Raw genomic sequence first — 18913 nt, 5'->3', positions numbered from 1 at the left:
GGGGCCCTAGCCGCCCTGCTTGCTGGCGCCGCCCTTGGTGTCGTCGTTGTTGATGCTCTTACGCTGGCGCCCCTGCTGCGCCTGCCCAAAGCGGTAGCCAAAGCTCAGGCGGAAAGACCGTTGGTAGGCGCGGTAATCGCTGCGCTCATCGAAAAAAGTCGTGGTGGTGTTGCTGCGGAAGGTCCAGTAATCGTTGAATGGGTTGGCCACGTTCAGCGTCAGGTCGGCCTTTTTATCCCAGAGGTCTTTCTTCACCCCGAACGAATAATAGAGGCTGGCGGGGCCCCGGCCCTGAATTTCGACCGAGGCCAGCGACCCGTTGACGAACGACTGCACCGTCAGGCCCTTGTCGAACTTATAGGCCGTGTTCAGGTTGAGGCCGGCCGTGAAGCCGCGGCGCTCGGTGTTCAGGGCCGGGCTGCGGCGCACGATGTACTGCACGTCGGGGCCCCCGCTCAGGTCCCACTGCGCCAGGGGCTTGGCCGAGCCGTAGAGGTTGAACTGGTAGAACGTATTGGCCGCCACGTTGGCGAAGGTTTGCACCGTTACGCTAGCGTCGGGCAGCACCCCGATGGGCAGCGGCGCGGTGGGGTTCAGGGTTGAGAAGCGCACCGACTCGATGGCGTTACCCGTGTGCCGCACCGAAGCCGAGGCGTTGAGCGTCACCGCTTTCACGGTCGTGTTGTAGCTCAGCTCGTACGAGTCGGTCAGCTCGGGATCGAGGGCGGGGTTGCCGTAGGAAATGTTTTTGGCGTCGGAGCGGTCCACAAACGGGTTGAGGTAATCGATAAACGGCCGGGTGATACGGCGGCTGTAGGCCAGGCGCAGGCTGGTGGCGTCGCTGAAGGCGTAGCGGGCGTTACCGTTGGGCAGCAACGTGTTGTAGCTTCGCTCGAAGCCTGAGCTACTGGTGCGGAAGTCGGCCGTCAGGGCCGTGCGCTCCACCCGGCCGCCGAGGCTGGCCGTGAGCTTGGGCCCCAGCCCGAACGAGTAGATGCCGTACACCGCCTGCACGTTCTGAGCGTAGCTGAAGTCGGTGGCGCGGCGCAGCGACTGAGCAAAACCGGGGGCGCGGGCCGGAAACAGCGTGTCGACACTAGCCACCGAGCCCGTGCGCCGGAAAATGGCTTTCAGGCCCACTTCCAACGTTTTCTTATCGCCCAGCGGCTGGGTGAAATCGGTTTGGGCCGTGAACTCGTGGCCCGGCGTGCGGCCCCGGTTCCGCTCGCGGTAGTCGGCCCGGCTACCGTCCAGCGCCACGCCCGAGTTAGTAAACTGGTCGAAATCGTAGCCAAACGTGCCGGGGTTGTAGGCGTACTGGGCCAGCACGCTCCATTCCTTGCGGGCCTGGGCAAAGGTGCGGGTGTAGGTGCCGGTGCCCTCCACGTTCAGCCCGCTGAACACGTTTTTGGTGGCGCGGGTGAAGAGCTGGTTTTGGCCGGCGTCGGGCGCGGTGTAGCGGTTCACCAGGTCGTGGGTGGTGTAGCCGCCGTAGCCGTTCACCGAGCCGGCCAGCGAAAAGCTGTGGTGCTCGGCGGGGTCGTAGTCGAGGCCCACCGTGCCGTACCCCCAGCCGCCGCGGTTGCGGTTGGCGCTACTTTGGCGCAGCGTGTCGGGGGCCCCGGTGCCCGCGTAGCCCAGCCGCTCGGTGCTCGATTGGCCGGGATTGTACCAGGCCCCCGCGTTGAGCGACGACGAAAACCCAACTTTACCCTTCCTGAAGTTCAGCACCGAGTTGAAGTTGGTATTGCGGTTGCCGCTGCTGAGGCCCACGCGGCCGTTCAGGCCCTGCTCCACCCCTTTTTTCAGCACGATATTGATGATGCCGGCCGTACCCTCGCCGTCGTACTTGGCCGGCGGCGTGGTGATGATCTCGACGCTTTTGATCTGGTCGGCCGGAATGCTTTTCAGCGCCTCGGCCAGGTTGCGGGCCAGTGTGGGCGAGGGCTTGTTGTTCACGAGCACTTTGAAGTTGGCCGAGCCGCGCATTTTCACGTTGCCGTCGCCGTCCACGGCCAGCAGCGGGGCCTTGCGCAGCACGTCGGCCGCGGTGCCGCCGGCGTTGCTCACGTCCTGGTCGGCGTTGTACACGAGGCGGTCGGGGCGCACCTCCACCACTGGCTTAGAGCCAATAATGACGGCTTCGCCTAACGCCTGGGCTGTGGCCCGCAGGCGCAGGGCCCCCACGTCGGTGAGGCCCGCGCCCACCACCACGGCGCGGGTGCGGGTGCCGTAGCCCACGTAGCTGGCCCGCAGCCGAAAAGCGCCGGCCGCCAGCTTAGTGAGGCTGAACTTGCCCTGGTCATCGGCCGCCACGCCAGTAATGGGCTTGTCATTGGGCGCCGGCGGCAGCAATACCACCGTGGCATAGGGCACCGGCTGGCGGCTGGCCGAGTCGAGCACCGTGCCGGTGAGCGCGCCGGTACTGGCCGCGGGGCCCTGGGCCGCGGCCGGCAAAGCAGTGGCTATTGCGAAGAGCAGGCCCAGCAGCCCACCCGTCGCGCAACGGGTAAAAAATCTCATGAGTTGTGGGTAGAAGGAAAGGGAACTGCCCACACAGATGCGGGCGGGCCCCGGATGGTTGCTTGCCGCGCTGCCAACCTGGCACCGCACGGCAGCTACCGGGGCCCCGGGCCAAATGTTACCACGGTTCTCAGAAAGTGCGTAGCCAGCGGGGCCGGGTATGGGGGCCAGGGGGCAGGTTGCAGCGTTTTTCACGGCCGAAGCGAGGGTTGGTGAGGACGAAGGCAAAAGTCCTCCCCTGCCCCACGGCCGGCGCTCCAAGCCATAATCTGGCCCGTCCCAACTTATGATTTGGGCCGCATTACCTCGCTGGGAGCCTGGTCCAGCAGCTTCTTGAACACGCGGTTAAACGTTGATTTTAAGTTAAATCCGCTCTCCAGCGCCACTCCCACCAGCGAGTAGTGCCCGAAGCGCGGGTCGGCCAGCTTGCGGCGCGCCTCCTGCACCCGGTAGGTATTCACAAAGTCGTTGAAGTTTTGCCCGCAGCCCGCGTTGATGACCTTGGAGAGCAGCGCCGGATGCGTGCGCAGGCGGTGGGCCAGCTCGGCGAGGGTCAATTCGGGCTCCAGCCACGGCTGCTCGTCGGCCATCAGGGCCAGCAGTTTATCGCGCCAGGGCCCAAGTTCGGGCGGCAGCGGCGCGGCGGGCAGCGCCCCCCCCGCAGCGGCAGCCGGGCGGCCGGCCGCCACCAGGGCCCTCGGTCCCCGGGGCTCAAAGCCAGCGCCGCTACCGGGCAGCGGCGCGGCTGCATCCGCCACCGCGGGCACCGCCGGGGCCCCAAAGCGGAGCGGGCTTGTGGCGGCCGCGTAGTTTGCCTGGATGCCTACCACAATCAGCCCGTATATAAGGATGCCGCGCAGGGCGAAAAAATTCCAGGCCGCGTCGTAGCTAAACTCGAACGCCGTATTCAGGGCCGTATACAGCAGGCCCAGCGTCAGAACCAGCAGTTGCAGCAGCAGCAGCTGCCGCAGCCCGGCAAAGCGCAGGCGCTCGGGGTCTGAGAAGTTGTCGTCGAGGTAGCGGCGGTAGCGGCGGTACTCCGCCCACATCCGCAGCCCGTAGCCCAGCAGCAGCCCGTGGCTGAGCAGCGCCAGCGGCAAGGCCAGTGCGTCGAGGGCCGTGGCCGCTGCGCCCTTTGTACCAAAAAAATCGGGCAGCGGCCGGCCCTGCATCCCGCGCCACCACCCCAGGTCGTAAGCCGCCGCCGCTGCAAACAGGCCCAGCTCCAGCAGCGCCGGCAGCCAGTGCGCGGCCAGCGGCCGCCAGCGGAATTCCTGGTTGGTGAGGCTGCGAAAATACAGGTAGTAGCCCACGCCCAGCGCCGTACCCAGGTGCCAGGGCACGTAAAACATCACCGTCGAGTGCCCGTCGTGGCTATCGAACCAGCCCGCGTAGCCCAGCATCCACTGCGTCACGCTGATAGTAGGCAGCGCAATGAGCAGCGCCAGCAAGGCGTCGGCGGGGGCCCCACGCCGCAGGGCCCGGCCCAGCAGCCACAGCGCAGCCACCGCCCCCGGCACCACAAAGGGCAATAGCAACGCGCTGCGGGGGCCAAACTGGAAGAACATAGCGATAAAAATACGCCTCCGGGGCCCCGGTTCCTGTTGGCAATTCCACTCTTAGAGCAGTTTGAGTTGGCTAGAACGGTTTCGGAGTTCGCGTACCGTTGCACCACGTAGTATGGGCTGTGCTCGTCCCCACCCGTCGTTGAATGAAATTAGCGGCGCTGTACAGCGCCACCACCGCTATCGTTCGCGACTGTGGCAAGGTTAACCACCGCAACGACCCGTTTTTCCCCTGCGCCCACAACGGGCGCGCATTTGCCCACGCTACTGGGCCGGCGCATGCTCGACGCGGCCGGCCACAAGCCCTGGGGCCTGCCCCACTTGCTCGACGCCATGGATCGGTAGAAGTTCGGCGACCACAAGGGTACCCTTTCGCTGCCGCTACTGGCGGACGTGTTTGGTATTCCCCCGCCTAAAGACTACCGCGACGGCTCGCAAGTGGACCACGCCTGCTAGGCCGAAAAAGACCTGGCCAGCATCGTCCGGTATTGCCAGAAAGACGTCGAAACCACGGCCCGCACACTCCTGCACTACACCCACCAGCAAACCCTCTGGGGCGCTGTGCAGCCCACCCGCTTGCCCTGGGGCCCCACCGCGGGGCCCGCCCCTACCGCGTAGCCGCCTTCTATACCTTATATAACAATAGCCAGACCCGGGTAGCCCAGCAGGCTACCCTTTTTCGTGCCTACGCGCAGCACCCTTAAAACGAGCCCCAGGCAACTAGCTTTAGTTAATACTATTTGTACATTTATTATTTTTTATAGAATTATGATTTCTCTTAATGTTTAATAAATTATTTTTCTTTTTTAAGTACAATAATATTTTATTTTTTATGGCATAAAAAGAGAAATAAGTCTACAATTTGATTTTTAGTCCTATATTTGTCTATCGCAAAACAGCTGGCCAGCGAGTTGCACCTAAATTATAAGCTGTTGTTTATTATTGGAATATTTATAATTTTATAAACCCCTATTCCTCCTATCAGATTTTATATTTGGTTCCACTCTCTACTAGCTTTTATATGAATTTCCGCTTCTTAACCCTTGTGGTAGGCCTGGTGGCTGGGCTGGTTAGCCACCAGGCGTTGGCGCAGGTGGTGGCCCCGAGCCAGGGCGGTGAAGTCAGTGTCATTCACGTCACGGCTACTACTATGGAGTTGAGTTTTGGCAACAGTGGCAACGGTCAAGGCCGTATGGTTGCCATTGCCGCCACTCAAGGGGGGATGCCAGTTCCGCTGGCTGCTACCGACGGCCGCTTTTACAATGCCGCTACTGCATTCGGCCAGGGTGCCCCTCTAGGTACAGGCTACGTGCTATACAGCGGCACGGGTCATACCCTTACTGTTACAGATTTGCAGCCTAATACATACTACTACATTACTAATGCAGAGTATAACACCGATGGAACCGCTATTGCTTATAATACCCGTGGCAGCAGCATGGCAACGTCTACCCGCATTGCCTCTGCTGCTCCGGGGCCCCTGCCCGTTGAGTTGACAGCATTTGCTGGTACGGTAGATACCCGCGACATGGTTCAATTGCGTTGGGCTACAGCTACTGAGCGTAACACGAGCTACTTTGCTCTTGAACGCTCGACCGACGGGATATTATTTACCGAAGCCGATCGGGTAACGGCAGCAGGCACTAGCACGCAACTTTTAGCATACAAGTGGCCTGACCCCCGGAAGCTGACTGTACCTACCCACTACCGCTTACTGCAAGCCGACAATGACGGCGCAGTTCATTACAGCAACGTAATAACCCTATCTCCTACGCTACCGGAGGCTCAGCACATCGAAGTATATCCCAATCCCAGCGCGGGACAGCCGCTGCAATTGCATTTGCAGGGCTTCGGTGGCAAAAGCCTCACTATTCAATTATCCGATGCCATGGGCCGCCCTGTAATGGCCCAAGCGCTCACGCCGGCCGAAGCGCAATACCTCGCCCCGTTGGCTCTACCCCAAGGGCTAGCACCTGGCACTTACCTCATCACATTAACGGGCTTTGGCAGCCCCATTCAAAAACGCATTGTTGTGTCTAATTAAATTGTAATATTCAAATTGAAAACGCTACTCCGCTTAAAATTTATCCATTGCACTGCTATGGCGATTCTACCGCCACTATTTCCTATCAACGTGCTTCAATTTAATAATCAGCGATATACCTCCACTAATACGTGTCTTATTTAAGCCGGCCACTTATTGTTATCTAGGCCGGGTATCTACTATTACTAGGCGAGGGCCCCTCCATTCAGGAGGGGCCTTTTTTTGTTTTTTTAGCCATTGCCTCCCTAACTATCCAAGCCGTAACTAAAAAGTAATACTGGGTGCCTAATACTGACTGCAAAGCGCTCGTGCTACCTATAGCATATTCACGGCATCAAATTGAATCTACACCGCTATTGGCGAGAAACGTTTTGCACAAAATGGAGATAATCAATATTTTCTTGTATAAAACCACCCAATCATGCAGATCAACGTATATTTGTCTGTCGTTTACTCATGTTATTTATTGACATCATGCAAAAAATTTTAAACACGCATACTCCCATGCCTTATTCACTAGTACAGCGGGCATTATTGAATGGCAAAGCGGGGCTAATGGCCTGCCTGACCTTGCTCATGCTTGCCGGATTCACCACATCAGTAAAGGCTGGAGGCTTTGCTACCAACTTTGTTATCGCTAACGGCACGCCATATTCTACCAACGGAGCCCCTGGCACATTTCAGGGCAGAAGCCTTGGTACATTTGACCGCAGCGGAAGCAACCTTGATGTACTAGCTCTTAGCGCCGAGGCGAATATTATCACCAATCCTGGTGACAACGTTCAAACGACGCAGTTACTGTACAGAATATACCGTGCAGATAATTTAGATGATGTGGGTAGTTTTATTCCACTCCCGTTGCAGCAAACAAGTTCCAATGGCAACGCCTTGAAGTGGACCAACACTGGGGCCCAGCCTAATTTGGTGAGCTTCGCTAGTACACCGGGTACTTACACCCTTCAGCTGTATTTTCAAACCACTATCACCAACAATGGTATCACAAGCATTGTATTGGATGCTAACAATGGTGACTTTTACGCTGCCACTTTCATAGTGACTGTGAACGGTAGCATCTATCAGCCAAAGGCTTGGAAGTCAGCAAACGATGGAAACTGGTTCAATGCCGACAACTGGGCGCCTAATGGTATTCCCAACTCCAATTCAGACGTTACCATTCCTTTTAGACAAGGTACGGGTTCGGGTTACCCAGCAATCAACAATGCCCAAGCTCAGGTACATAACATCATTATTCAGGGAACTGCTGGGCAGGCGCGGGGTAGATTATACCTAACTAATTCAACGTTGTTCATATACGGAAACTACCAGGACATAAATGCGGGACTTAAGCCAATAAAGGGAACCCTCTATCTCTTTGGGCAAGACCAAGTAATTGATGCTTCGACCCTAATCGATAATGTTGTGATTGATGGAGGTGGCACAAAATCATTGACTGGTGCGCTCACGATTCAGAACAGCATTACATTCAGTGGTAAGAAAGGCATATTAGTCACCCGCACTGAAAATGCTGACCTGTACTGTGTTATCCTGCAACCTACTGCCCGAATAGTAGGTGAATCAGAGGACGGTTATGTATTAGGGGAACTGCGTTCTTCCCAATTGATAGGTGAGGGTGGCAGTAGTGATTTTGGTGGTATTGGCGTAGGATTAACTGCAAACAGTGGCAATCCCGGCACTACGGTGGCTACCCGTAACAGTGCTATTTATTACGGGGCCGGTACTAGCGTCAGCATCCGCCGCAGCTTCTCTTTCACGGCAAGTGTTGCTACCCTGCAAAATTTCAATTTAAACTTTGGCTACTTAAATGCTGACCTGAATGGCATCCAAGCAGCCAACTTATTACTATTTCGTTCGGAGAGCGGCGACGTTCCTTTCCAGCCCCTATACAAAACCAGCAGCTCCTCCGATGCTAAAACCCTCACCAGAAATGGCATTACAGGAGCAATAGCAGCTACATTTACCCTCGGCGACCGCACCAACCCGCTGCCCGTAACCTTAACCAGCTTTGCCGCCGTGGCCCAGGGCCCCAACGCCTTATTGACTTGGACCACTGCGCAGGAGTTGAACAACTCGGGGTTTGAAGTGCAGGTTTCGACGGACGGCACGACGTTCAGCAAGCTGGGCTTTGTGGCCGCTGTTTCGCCGAATAGCTCGGCGGCCCGCACGTACCAGTACCGCGACGTGACGGCCAACAAGCAGGGCACGCGCTACTACCGCCTGCGCCAGCTCGATGTGGACGGCAAGGAAAACCTGTTTGCCCCGCAGTCCCTCTCGTTTGGCGGGGCCCTGGCTACTTCGGTAAATGGCTACCCCAACCCATTTGTATCGGAGATCAACTTGTCGCTGCAAACGGCAGTTGCTGGCCAAGCCACGGTGAGTGTCCTCGACGGTGTAGGCCGCCAGGTGCGCAGCTGGCAGCCCACGCTGGCCGCCGGGGCCTCCAACCTGGTCCTGTCGGATCTGGCCAGCCTGCCCTACGGCCTGTACGTAGTGCAAGTGCGCTACAACGACGGCCAGACCCAGCGCCTCAAAGTGGTGAAGCAATAGACTTTTTTCTAGCCCACAAAAAAGCCCTGCGTGATCCGCAGGGCTTTTTTGTGGGCTAGCCGGTAGCCTTTGGGCTCGTCCTAGTCGTTTCGCAAAAGAAACCCGCGGCCTTACCGGTGGCGTGCTTATTTTTCGCATTCCATCCGGCCTTTTTGCTTTTTCATGTTCTTTTATTTCGCGTTTTGCCGCGGCCTGCTGCTGGGGTTGGTGGCGTTGCTGCTGGGGGCCCTGCCCAGCGCCGCGCAGCCCCGCGCCTATGGGGCCAGGTTTGTGCGCGATAGTTTGGCGGCCTACGTGCAGCGCGGCCTGCGCCTGTGGGATATTCCGGGCTTGGCCGTAGTGGTGGTGAAGGATGGGCAAGTAGTGGCCACGCAGGGCTTCGGCGTGCGGACGATGGGCGCGCCGGAGCCGGTTGACGCCAATACCTTGTTCATGATTGCCTCCAACACGAAACTGTTCACGGGAACGGCCCTGGCGCAGCTGGAGGAAGAAAGGCGCCTGAACTTGAACGACCCGGTGCGCCGGTATTTACCCGCGTACCGGTTATATGACTCAACCAGCACCAAGCTGGTGAGCATCCGTGACTTGCTGGGGCACCACCTGGGCACCCGGACGTTCCAGGGCGATTTCACGTTTTGGAACTCCGACCTGAGCCGGGCCGAGATTGTGGACAAGATGCGCAACCTACGGCCCGTCAATCCCTTCCGCCAAACCTACGGCTACTGCAACTCGGGCTTCCTGGCGGCGGGCGAAATCATTCCGCAGGTGCTGGACGGCAAGCGCTGGGAAGACTGGGTGCAGCAGCGCCTACTCACGCCGCTGGGCATGGCCCACACCTACCCGCTCACGGCCGGGTACGCGCAGCGGCCCAACATTGCGCGGCCGTACTCCGACGCGTTTGGGCCCCTTATTCCGCTGCCGTTCGACCACCTCGACAACCTGGCACCAGCCGCCGGCCTCGTGTCGTGCGCCAGTGACCTGGCACACTGGCTCAAGTTCCAGCTTGACAGCGGGCGCTATGCCGGACGGCAGGTGCTGCCCTGGGCCACGCTGCGCCGCACCCGAACCGCCAACACGCTGGTTTCGGACGCAAAATCGTCGATTTTGCCCAGCCATTTTTCTATGTACGGCTTGGGCATATTCATTGGCGACTACAACGGGCGGCAAGTATACTGGCACACGGGCGGGGCCAACGGGTTCGTTACCAACGTGTGTTTTGTGCCCGAGGAAGGCCTGGGCATCGCCGTGCTCACCAACCAAGACAACCAAAGCTTTTTTGAGGCCTTGCGCTACCAATTGCTCGACGCCTACCTGGGCGTGCCCTACGTGGATCGCAGCCGTCAACTGTACACGCTGGCCCGGCCCGGCCGCGAGGAAGTTCAACGCAACGTGGCCGAACTAGCTACCCGCGTGCAGCGCAAGAACCGCCCCACCCGCGACCTCCGCACCTACGCCGGCGTGTACCGTAATTCGGTGTACGGCGCCGTAACGGTGGAGGCCCAGGGGCGGCAACTGCAAGTGCACTTTTCCAACCACCCCGGCTTGGTGGCAAAGCTCGACTACATGGACGGCGAGCAGTTTCGCACCACGTATTCTAACCCCGCCTACGGCATTTTTCCGGCTTTGTTCCGGGCCGAAGGGGCCCGCGTGCGCACCATGGAGCTGCGCGTCAACCCATTCCTGGAACAGGATTCTTACGTGTTCAGCAAGCAGTGAGCCGGGGCCCTAAAAGTAGGTTTGAGCAGCAATAAAACGGCCGGCCTCCCTTGCGGAAAGCCGGCCGTTTTGCATGGGGCCCTTGGGGCCCTGGAACCAGTTAGTTCAACGAGGCTACGTCGATTACGAAGCGGTACTTCACGTCGCCTTTCAGCATGCGCTCGTAAGCTTCATTAATGTGCTGAATATCAATCATCTCGATGTCGGACATGATGTTGTGCTCGGCGCAGAAGTCCAGCATTTCCTGGGTTTCGGCGATACCGCCGATGAGCGAGCCGGCGATGCGGCGGCGCTTGGCAATCAGGTTGAAGGCGTGGATGTGGGGCGCTTCGGTAGGCACACCCAGTAGAATCATAGTGCCGTCGCGGCGCAACAGGTTCACGTAGGTGGCCAGGTCGAGCTGGGCCGATACGGTGTTGATGATGAAGTCGAAGTAGTTGTTCACCGACTGCAGCTGCGCTTCGTCCTTGGTCACCACGAACTTGTGGGCCCCCAGGGCGCGGGCGTCAGCTTCTTTATTGGCCGAGGTACTGAGCACGGTTACTTCGGCACCCAGGGCAGCGGCAAATTTTACGGCCATGTGGCCGAGGCCGCCGAGGCCCATCACGCCTACTTTATGGCCGGGGCCTACTTTCCACTGGCGCAGGGGCGAGTAGGTAGTGATGCCAGCGCACAGCAGCGGGGCCACGCGGGCCGGATCGAGCTTCTCGCTCACCTTCAAAGTATACTTTTCGTCGACCACGATTTGCTGCGAGTAGCCGCCGTAGGTGGGCTGGCCGCTGCCGATTTCGCGGGCGTTGTAGGTGCCCACCATGCCGGTGGTTTCACAGTACTGCTCCAGGCCCTCCTGGCAGCTGGGGCAGGTGCGGCACGAGTCGACCATGCAGCCCACGCCAGCCAAGTCGCCCACTTTGAAGTTTTTGACATGGTCGCCCACAGCGGCTACGCGGCCCACAATTTCGTGGCCAGGCACCATCGGGAAGATGGAACCGCCCCACTCGTCGCGGATTTGGTGCAGGTCGGAGTGGCACACGCCGCAGAACAAGATATCAATCTGCACGTCGTGGGGCCCCGGGGTGCGGCGCTCCAGCGTGAAGGGCTCAAGGGGAATGCTGGCGGCGGGGGCCGCGTAGGCTTTGGTGGTACTCATTAAAATTGGGTTTAGAAAAAAGAGTCGGATTAATTGCGCACAACCGATTTTGATCCTGCACAAGGCTCCTTTAACCAGCCGCCCCTCCCAAAGGTTGCGGCCGCGCCAGGGCTTCGGCCACCAGGCGGCGCATGCGGGCCAGCGACTCGTGCGCAAACCGGCGTTGCAGCATCCGGCCAAACAATTTGAAGCCCAGCCAATAAAACGGGTTACGGATGTGCCCCGACTGCGACACGGCGCTAATTCGAAAATCTACTGCGCCAGTGCGCAGGTTTTTGTGAACCGAAAAATTAATCTGGCCGCGCTCAAAATGGCCTTCGAGCGTACGGTAGCCGTAGCCCCAAACCCGCTCAGAGCCTGGGCCTGGGGCACCGCTAGGACTTGGGATAAATTCAGCAGCCTCGTCCACCACGTCGGCCACCCGCACGCCGAAGTAGAAGTTAAACACCAAAGAGTGCGCCCGCAGCACCATGATGCGCTTTTCGAGCGGCTGGCGGGGGTCGAAGTAGCCCGTAATCAGGTTGGGCGGCGGGAAGGCGTAGCGCCGCAACACGTCCTGCGCCGCAGCAAAGGCACCGGCGGGCGCGGGGGCCCCGGGGGCTTCGGCGGGCAAGTCAACGGAATAGTTATCAATGCGCCAGCCGGCGGCCGAAGTATACTCAGTCTGGCTCACGTAGTCGTAGTTGACGCGGGCATCGGCGTAGGCGGCGAGGCGGGCGCGGTACGGCTCCCAGGCGGGCGGGGCGGCGGGGCTAGGCATGGGCAACGGTGTATTCAGCGGTACCATCGGCGGCGTGGCGGGTGGTTTTGACCATGACGGGCCCCAGGGCCTGGCCGCCGCTGGCCTAGGCCACGCACCAGTAAAACTCGACCCACGTGGCTTCCTGCATCGATTTGCCACCCCCGCTGGTGTTGTAGGCGAAGGCCACCAGCCCGTCGCGCGAGCGGGCTACCGAATGAATTTCGAACCGCAGCGCGTCGGGCCGGCCGTCGAGGGTATGGGTTTCGAGGCGGATGCGCCCCGCTTCGGGGTAGCCTTCGAGGGTGGTGAACTCGAAGAACGTGGCGCCGACTCCGGTCACGCGCACGCTGCCGTTCCAGGGCCCCAGGATTTTGATGTGGAACTCGTCGCCCACCCGCAACGCCCCGGCTTCGCCGTCCGTGCGCTCAAAATCAGCCAGCAAGGCGGGCGAAAACCGGGGCAAATCGGCCTGCACGGGAGCCATGAGCGGGGCGGGCCCCAGGCGCGGCCGTACCCGTCGATGTAGTAGCGCCGGACTAGCTGGGGCCCCGAGCCCTGAGCGGCGGGCTGTCCGGGTTTAGTGGTAGCGGCCACGGCGGGGGGCGGGGTGAAATTGTGCGTTACAAAACGGAGGCCAGGCCTCCAGCTCGCGTATACGGCCTCCCGCAGCCGAAGGTGGGGCCCCTGGCGGGGCCTGCCTCCGATACCGGCGCGCTCCCTCCGTCCTTCTCCCCCAGCCCCAACCGCATGGCCTACTTCCGCCCCCCGGGGCCTCCGCCCGACCCAGCCCTGGTGCGCAGCCTCACTGCGCAACAGCATGACATGCGCCAGCGCGTACGCGCCGAGCCCCTGGCCCAAGAGCCCCGCCTGATCGGGGGCTGCGACTCGTCGTTTCCCACGCCCGAAACCATCCTGTCGGTGTTCGTGGTGCTGAAATTCCCGTCGCTGGAACTGGTCGAAAAGGTATACAGCTACGCCCCCGTGACGATGCCCTACGTGCCCGGCTTCCTCTCCTTCCGCGAAGCCGACAACGTGGTGCAAGCCTTCGCCAAGCTCGAAAACCAGCCCGACGTGATTATGGTGGACGGCCACGGCATTGCGCACCCGCGCCGCGTGGGCATTGCCGCGCACCTGGGCGTGCTGCTCGACGTGCCCACCTTCGGCGTGGCCAAGCAGAAACTCACCGGCAGTTTCACGGAGCCGGGGCCCGAAAAAGGAAATATTACACCCCTCATAGATGCCAAAACCGGCGAGCTGATTGGCCAAGTCATCCGCAGCAAAGACAAGGTGCTGCCGCTGTTCGTGAGCCCCGGCCACCGCTGCGACCAGGCCACCGCCACCCGCCTCACCCTGGCCTGCCTGCGCGGCTACAAGCTACCCGAGCCCACCCGCCTGGCCGATTATTGGGCCGAGGAGTTCAAAAAAGAAGTGCGCTGACCTCTTCGAAACTAGGGGTTGGGATGTAAATGGCTCCAGTCTTCCGGCAACCAAAATTGTATTTCTTCCAGCGACCCAGAATTGCCGTGTGGTAGTCCCCATAAATCAGTTATTGCTTCAAAAACTATTGCTGGCCCTTTGCTACTCCCCAGTACGCCCGCATCTAGCGGCTGCTGCTGCGACTTGGACAGTTTTTGCCCCGCCGCATCCGTCAACACCGGATGGTGAAAAAATTGAACCCGCGCCGTATTAAAAGCGGCCGTCTCGGAGAGCTGCACAGCCAGCCAAAGCTGCGCGGCGGTGCTGGCTTGCAAGTCCAATCCGCGCACAATCAGATTGGTGCCGAGGCGTAAGTCGTCCACAACCGACGCTACCTGGTAGGCCGCCACGCCGTCTTTTTTGCAAACAACAAAGCCCGGCATCAGCGTATCGAGCTGGACTTTAGTTTGGCCCTGCCAAGCGTCCAGAAAGTCGATTTCGGTACCCGCCGGAACGTGCGCCCGCCACGCCGCGCCGGGCGTATCTAGTGGAACTAGGGCCCCGGGGAGCCCGGTGCGGCTGCGGTGGCTGGCCTGCACCAGCCCGGGCTGCTGGGCCAAGCGGCGCAGCACGGCATTATATTCGGGCAGGTGCAGCAGCTGCGAGTAGTGGCGCAAGAAATCGTCGGGCCCGCGGGGGCCCTGGTCGTAGTCAATTCCCAGCCAATCGATTACTCGAAAAATATTGTCCAAATACGGCCGGCGCAAGCGGGCCCGGTCAAGGTCATCGATGCGCAGGTGTAGCGTACCGCCGGCCCGCCGCGTGAGCAGCCAGGTCAGCACGAAATTCACCGCGTTACCCAGGTGCAGGCAGCCGCTGGGCGTGGGGGCCAGGCGCGCCACCACCGGCCCTGGGGCCCCTACTGCACCACTATCCACGGCTCGCCGGCGCGGTGCGCTACCAATTCGCCGAAGCTTTCCAGGGCCAGGCCGTACTGCTGGAAAATAGCCTGGGCGGCGGCTTCCCCTTCGGGCGTGACGCATACGAGCAGGCCGCCCGAGGTTTGCGGGTCGCAGAGCCACTGCTGCTGCTCGTCGGTGAGGGGCCCTATTTTGTGGCCGTAGCTAGCATAGTTGCGGGCCGTGCCGCCGGGTACGGCGCCCTGGCGGCGGTAGGTTTCGGCGGCGGCCAGGCGCGGCACTTTGGCAAAATTGAGCACGGCTTGCACACCGCTGCCTTCGCAGACTTCGACCAGGTGGCCGAGCAGACCGAAGCCCGTGACGTCGGTGAGGGCCTGCACCTGGGACAGCGGGCTGAGGTCGGCGCCGATTTTGTTGAGCTGGCGCATTTGGGCGGGGGCCACGTCAGCGTCTTCGGGGCGCAGGATGCCTTGCTTCTGGGCCGTCGTCAACATGCCCACGCCCAGCGGCTTGGTGAGGTAGAGGCGGCATCCAGGCTGTGCCGTGTCATTGCGCTTGAGGTCTTTTTCGGCCACCAGGCCCGTTACGGCCAGCCCAAAAATGGGCTCCGGCGCATCAATGCTGTGGCCCCCGGCCAGCGGGATACCAGCCTCGGCACAAATAGCCCGGGCCCCTTCGATGACGCGGGCCGCTACTTCGGGCGCGAGCTTGCCGATGGGCCAGCCCAGCACGGCGATGGCCAGAATGGGACGGCCGCCCATGGCGTACACGTCGGAAATGGCGTTGGCCGAGGCGATGCGCCCAAAATCGTAGGCATCGTCCACGATGGGCATGAAGAAATCGGTGGTGCTGATGACGCACTGGCCGTCCTGACCCGGCAGGCGGTACACGGCGGCGTCGTCGCGGCTGCCGTTGCCCACCAGCAGGTCGGGGTAGTTGGGCTGGGGCAGGCTGCTGTGCAGGATTTTATCGAGCACAGCCGGCGCTATTTTGCAGCCGCAGCCCGCCCCGTGGCTATACTGGGTGAGGCGAATGGGTTCGTCGGATTGAGGGGTGGCGGACATCAGTAGCAAAGTGTTAGTTATCAACCAGGGTTAACAACGCAATGTGAATAACTATTAATTACAGGGCCCAGGCGGCTTGCTGCAACACCACGCGGTAGCCGTCGGGGTCAGCAAAAGTGCGGCCCTGCGCTTCCCAGTACGGATTGTGGGCCGGCACGGCGGCGTAGCCGGCCGCTTCGAGCCGGGCCGTGGCTGCCTGCCACGCCGCGGCATCGGGGTAATAAAACACGAGCAGGTGCTCGGCCGTGGGCGCGGGCGCCACCAGTTACCCGTCTTCGCGGATGAATTCCAGGTGGTAGGGGGCCCGGGGTGGCCCAGCATCACGCCGTCGAAGCCGTGGTGCGCGGTGAAGCCCGCCAGGCGCTCAAGGCCCAGGCCTTCGCAGTAGAAATGCGCCAGCGCGGCCAGGTCGTTGGTGAGCCGGGCCACGCGCAGCTTGGGAATTAGCATTATTATGAAGCCGTTGGCGGGAGCTCGGCCGCCGCGGCCAGCACCAGCGCCGCATTCGTAGCCCCGTCGGTATCCACGGCTGGCACGGGCACGGTTCGGCGGCCGGTGGGGGCGCTGGTCATGGTGTAGGCGTAGGTCTTGTCGTAATATGTCAGCACGAGGTCCACCATCGTCGCCATGTCGTTGTCGGCGATGGCGGCCAGGGCCTCCTTGGTGACGAGGCCGCCGAGGCGCTTGCGCAGGCGCAGGATGGCGCTGGCCAGGGCCCCCGCGTCGTGGCGGCCGTACTCTAGGGCCAGCTTGGGCACCCGGGCAGCGCGGGGCACGTCGAGGGCCAGCAGCGGGGCGGCCTGCATCTGGTCGAAGAGCGGCGTGGGGATGTGCAGGCTGCCGATGGAGCGGCTTTCATCCTCCACCCACACCGGCTGGCCGGTGGGCAGGGCCCCCAGGGCGGCGGCCAGGTTGTTCTCGAACTGCTCCTGCGTGGGCTGGGCCGGCTGCCCCAGGCTGCCGAACGACGAGCCCTTGTGGTGCGCCAGGCCCTCCAGGTCGAGCACCAGCTGGCCCTGGGCGGCCAGTGCGTGCAGCACCTCGGTTTTGCCGCTGCCCGTGTAGCCGCCCACGATGTACAAGGGCCGCGGCCGGGCAAACTCGGCCCCGGCCCAGCGGCGGTAGTCCTTGTAGCCGTGGTCGAGCAGGTTCACCTCGAAGCCGGCCAGCTCCAGCAGCCACTGCACGGCGCCGCTGCGCATGCCGCCGCGCCAGCAGTGCAGGCGCACTTCCTGGCTGGGGGCCAGCTGCTTGGCCTGCTCCACCATCGTCCGCATTTTCGGCCCAAAAAAATCGAGGCCCAGCAGCACGGCCTTGTCGGGGTTCACCTGCTTATAGGTGGTGCCGATGCGGGCGCGCTCGTCATCGGAGAACAGCGGCAGGCTGAGGGCCCCCGGGATGTGGCCCTGGGCGTACTCGGCCGGGGCCCGCACATCCAAGATGGGCACGGTGGCCGGGGCCGTCAAAAAATCGGCAATGGGGCTGCGGGCCATACGGGTTCGGGCAAGGGGCCCCGCCAACGGGTGGGGCCAATGGGGCGAAATTACTCCCGCCCCCGCACAAAGTTGGTCTTCGAAACTTTATAGGCGTGCGCTCTTATCTGGCAATGCGTAAGTTTGCACGCAATTCGCGGCCCGGTTCGGGAGCCGCCGCCGCCCTTCTGCTTTGCCGATGCTGACTGCTGTACTGCTTTTTCTCCCCCTGGCCGCCGCGCTGCTGCTCCACTTCACCAAAGGGGCCACCACCCGGGCCCTGGCCCTGGGGGCTACCCTAGTCGAATTTGCCCTGGCCGCTTTTATAGCCATCGATTTCACCCGCCACGGCTCATCGGCCTACAACCTCGACTATGCCTGGGTGCAGTCGGCCGGCATCAACTTCCACATCGGGCTTGACGGCCTCAGCCTGCTGCTGGTGCTGCTCACCACCTTCCTGGTGCCGCTCATTTTGCTGGCCGCGTTCCGGGGCAACTACGAGAATCCCTCGGCCTTCTACGCGCTGGTGCTGTTCATGCAAACCGGGCTGCTCGGCGTGTTTATGTCGCTGGATGCCTTTCTATTCTACTTCTTCTGGGAAGTGGCGCTCATCCCGATTTATTTCCTGGCCGGGGCCTGGGGCGGCGAGCGGCGCATTGCCGTCACGCTCAAGTTTTTCCTCTACACCGTCGTCGGCTCGCTGCTGATGCTGGCCGGCTTCGTGTACCTGTACCTACAAACCGGCCCCGCCGCCGGCAGCCTCGCCGCCCACTCCTCCGAGCTGTCGGCGTTCTATAAGCTGAGGCTGAGCGCCGGCGAGCAGTCGTGGCTGTTCTGGCTGATTTTCGCCGCCTTCGCCGTGAAGATGCCCATTTTCCCCTTCCACACCTGGCAGCCCGATACCTACACCGAGGCCCCCGCGCCGGCCACCATGCTGCTCGCGGGCATCATGCTGAAAATGGGCATTTACGGTACCCTGCGCTGGCTGCTGCCCATCGTGCCGCTCGGCGTCAGCCAGTGGCAAAAGCCGGTCATCATCCTGGCCGTCATCGGGGTTATCTACGGGGCCCTCATCGCCATCCGGCAGCGCGACATGAAGCGCCTCATCGCCTACTCGTCGCTCTCGCACGTGGGCCTGATGGCGGCCGGCGTATTCTCGCTTACCCAAATCGGCCTGCAAGGCGCCGTGATTCAGATGCTGGCCCACGGCGTGAACGTGGTGGGCATGTTCTTCGTGGCCGACGCCATCGAGCGCCGCACCGGCACCCGCCTGCTGCCCGACCTGGGGGGCCTCACCCGCCGCACGCCGCTGCTGTCGGTCTGTTTTTTGGTGATGTTACTCAGCACTGTGGCTCTGCCCCTCACCGGCGGCTTCGTGGGCGAGTTCCTGCTACTAGCCGGCATCTACGAGTACTCAGCCTGGGTGGGCGCGGTGGCCGGCCTTACCATCATTTTCTCGGCGGTGTACCTGCTGCGCTTGTTCCAGCGCACCATGCTGGGCCCCGACTCGTCGTTCTCAGCCACCATCACCGACCTCACCGGCGGCGAACTGGCCGTGTTCGTGCCACTGATTGTGCTGGTGTTCTGGCTGGGCTTGTTCCCCGGCACCTTCCTGCACATATCCGAGCCGGCCGTCAGCAGCATTTTGTCCGCCGTTGGGCGGTAAATCTTCCTGTCATTCCGAACGCAGTGAGGAATCTGGGTTCGGCACTGCTAGCAGTTTGCCCAGATTCCTC

The 18913-nt window shown here is 61.5% G+C and carries 14 protein-coding genes and 1 pseudogene; 5 read left to right on the top strand and 10 right to left on the bottom strand.

All coding sequences use genetic code 11. The features are described from left to right. Positions 1-6 precede the first annotated feature (6 nt). The gene (locus DDQ68_RS19160) at positions 7-2523 is read right to left on the bottom strand and encodes a TonB-dependent receptor (protein ID WP_109657735.1); all 2517 of its coding nucleotides are present in this window, start codon (positions 2521-2523) and stop codon (positions 7-9) included. Positions 2524-2807: 284 nt separating this feature from the next. Next, the gene (locus DDQ68_RS19155; protein ID WP_109657734.1) at positions 2808-4091 is read right to left on the bottom strand and encodes a helix-turn-helix domain-containing protein; all 1284 of its coding nucleotides are present in this window, start codon (positions 4089-4091) and stop codon (positions 2808-2810) included. Between the two features lie 1018 nt (positions 4092-5109). Here DDQ68_RS19155 and DDQ68_RS19150 point away from each other — a divergent pair. From DDQ68_RS19150 to DDQ68_RS19140, 3 genes are all read left to right on the top strand, one after another. After that, on the top strand, positions 5110-6132 hold the full coding sequence (locus tag DDQ68_RS19150; protein ID WP_109657733.1) for a T9SS type A sorting domain-containing protein: 1023 nt from the start codon (positions 5110-5112) through the stop codon (positions 6130-6132). Between the two features lie 474 nt (positions 6133-6606). Beyond that, complete coding sequence (locus tag DDQ68_RS19145; protein ID WP_211320179.1) at positions 6607-8697, top strand: T9SS type A sorting domain-containing protein; 2091 nt, start codon at positions 6607-6609, stop codon at positions 8695-8697. Positions 8698-8859: 162 nt separating this feature from the next. Then, positions 8860-10413, top strand: coding sequence for a serine hydrolase (locus tag DDQ68_RS19140; protein WP_109657731.1), 1554 nt, complete (start codon positions 8860-8862; stop codon positions 10411-10413). Positions 10414-10513: 100 nt separating this feature from the next. On the opposite strand, the gene DDQ68_RS19135 is transcribed toward DDQ68_RS19140, so the two are convergent. From DDQ68_RS19135 to DDQ68_RS19125, 3 genes are all read right to left on the bottom strand, one after another. Continuing rightward, positions 10514-11563 (bottom strand): NAD(P)-dependent alcohol dehydrogenase, encoded by a 1050-nt coding sequence (locus tag DDQ68_RS19135; protein WP_109657730.1) that lies wholly within the window; start codon positions 11561-11563, stop codon positions 10514-10516. A gap of 70 nt (positions 11564-11633) precedes the next feature. Continuing rightward, positions 11634-12323 (bottom strand): DUF1990 family protein, encoded by a 690-nt coding sequence (locus DDQ68_RS19130; protein ID WP_109657729.1) that lies wholly within the window; start codon positions 12321-12323, stop codon positions 11634-11636. An 85-nt stretch (positions 12324-12408) separates the two neighbouring features. After that, positions 12409-12789, bottom strand: coding sequence for a hypothetical protein (locus DDQ68_RS19125; protein WP_109657728.1), 381 nt, complete (start codon positions 12787-12789; stop codon positions 12409-12411). 263 nt (positions 12790-13052) lie between these two features. Here DDQ68_RS19125 and nfi point away from each other — a divergent pair, with 263 nt between their 5' ends. Further along, positions 13053-13742, top strand: a complete 690-nt coding sequence (gene nfi, locus DDQ68_RS19120; RefSeq protein ID WP_109657727.1) for a deoxyribonuclease V — start codon at positions 13053-13055, stop codon at positions 13740-13742. A gap of 11 nt (positions 13743-13753) precedes the next feature. Here nfi and DDQ68_RS23095 read toward each other — a convergent pair whose 3' ends face one another. From DDQ68_RS23095 to mnmH, 5 genes and pseudogenes are all read right to left on the bottom strand, one after another. Then, complete coding sequence (locus DDQ68_RS23095; protein ID WP_211320178.1) at positions 13754-14659, bottom strand: glutamate--tRNA ligase family protein; 906 nt, start codon at positions 14657-14659, stop codon at positions 13754-13756. Continuing rightward, entirely contained in the window at positions 14641-15705 is a 1065-nt protein-coding gene (gene selD, locus DDQ68_RS23560; RefSeq protein ID WP_109657726.1) for a selenide, water dikinase SelD, read from the bottom strand. Before selD ends, DDQ68_RS23095 begins: the two co-directional genes overlap by 19 nt. 58 nt (positions 15706-15763) lie before the next feature. Continuing rightward, positions 15764-15967 (bottom strand): VOC family protein, encoded by a 204-nt coding sequence (locus DDQ68_RS23555; protein ID WP_211320177.1) that lies wholly within the window; start codon positions 15965-15967, stop codon positions 15764-15766. Positions 15968-16068: 101 nt separating this feature from the next. Next, positions 16069-16155, bottom strand: a pseudogene (locus DDQ68_RS25040) (hypothetical protein); the annotation flags it as partial. A 2-nt stretch (positions 16156-16157) separates the two neighbouring features. Beyond that, the gene (mnmH, locus tag DDQ68_RS19100; RefSeq protein ID WP_109657725.1) at positions 16158-17198 is read right to left on the bottom strand and encodes a tRNA 2-selenouridine(34) synthase MnmH; all 1041 of its coding nucleotides are present in this window, start codon (positions 17196-17198) and stop codon (positions 16158-16160) included. A gap of 178 nt (positions 17199-17376) precedes the next feature. Between mnmH and DDQ68_RS19095 the strand changes: the two genes are divergently transcribed. After that, entirely contained in the window at positions 17377-18843 is a 1467-nt protein-coding gene (locus DDQ68_RS19095) for a complex I subunit 4 family protein (RefSeq protein ID WP_109657724.1), read from the top strand. Positions 18844-18913 lie beyond the last annotated feature (70 nt).

The organism is Hymenobacter nivis, from assembly GCF_003149515.1.
In the GTDB taxonomy this organism is placed as follows: Bacteria; Bacteroidota; Bacteroidia; order Cytophagales; family Hymenobacteraceae; genus Hymenobacter; species Hymenobacter nivis.
This window is presented reverse-complemented; position numbering and strand designations above follow the sequence as displayed.

Bases quoted from the DNA above. Each gene is read 5' to 3' on its own strand.
- selD (WP_109657726.1), bottom strand. From the start codon at position 15,705: ATGTCCGCCACCCCTCAATCCGACGAACCCATTCGCCTCACCCAGTAT.
- DDQ68_RS19135 (WP_109657730.1), bottom strand. From the start codon at position 11,563: ATGAGTACCACCAAAGCCTACGCGGCCCCCGCCGCCAGCATTCCCCTT.
- mnmH (WP_109657725.1), bottom strand. From the start codon at position 17,198: ATGGCCCGCAGCCCCATTGCCGATTTTTTGACGGCCCCGGCCACCGTG.
- DDQ68_RS19150 (WP_109657733.1), top strand. From the start codon at position 5,110: ATGAATTTCCGCTTCTTAACCCTTGTGGTAGGCCTGGTGGCTGGGCTG.
- DDQ68_RS19155 (WP_109657734.1), bottom strand. From the start codon at position 4,091: ATGTTCTTCCAGTTTGGCCCCCGCAGCGCGTTGCTATTGCCCTTTGTG.
- DDQ68_RS19095 (WP_109657724.1), top strand. From the start codon at position 17,377: ATGCTGACTGCTGTACTGCTTTTTCTCCCCCTGGCCGCCGCGCTGCTG.
- DDQ68_RS19125 (WP_109657728.1), bottom strand. From the start codon at position 12,789: ATGGCTCCCGTGCAGGCCGATTTGCCCCGGTTTTCGCCCGCCTTGCTG.
- DDQ68_RS19145 (WP_211320179.1), top strand. From the start codon at position 6,607: ATGCAAAAAATTTTAAACACGCATACTCCCATGCCTTATTCACTAGTA.
- DDQ68_RS19130 (WP_109657729.1), bottom strand. From the start codon at position 12,323: ATGCCTAGCCCCGCCGCCCCGCCCGCCTGGGAGCCGTACCGCGCCCGC.
- DDQ68_RS19160 (WP_109657735.1), bottom strand. From the start codon at position 2,523: ATGAGATTTTTTACCCGTTGCGCGACGGGTGGGCTGCTGGGCCTGCTC.
- DDQ68_RS19140 (WP_109657731.1), top strand. From the start codon at position 8,860: ATGTTCTTTTATTTCGCGTTTTGCCGCGGCCTGCTGCTGGGGTTGGTG.
- nfi (WP_109657727.1), top strand. From the start codon at position 13,053: ATGGCCTACTTCCGCCCCCCGGGGCCTCCGCCCGACCCAGCCCTGGTG.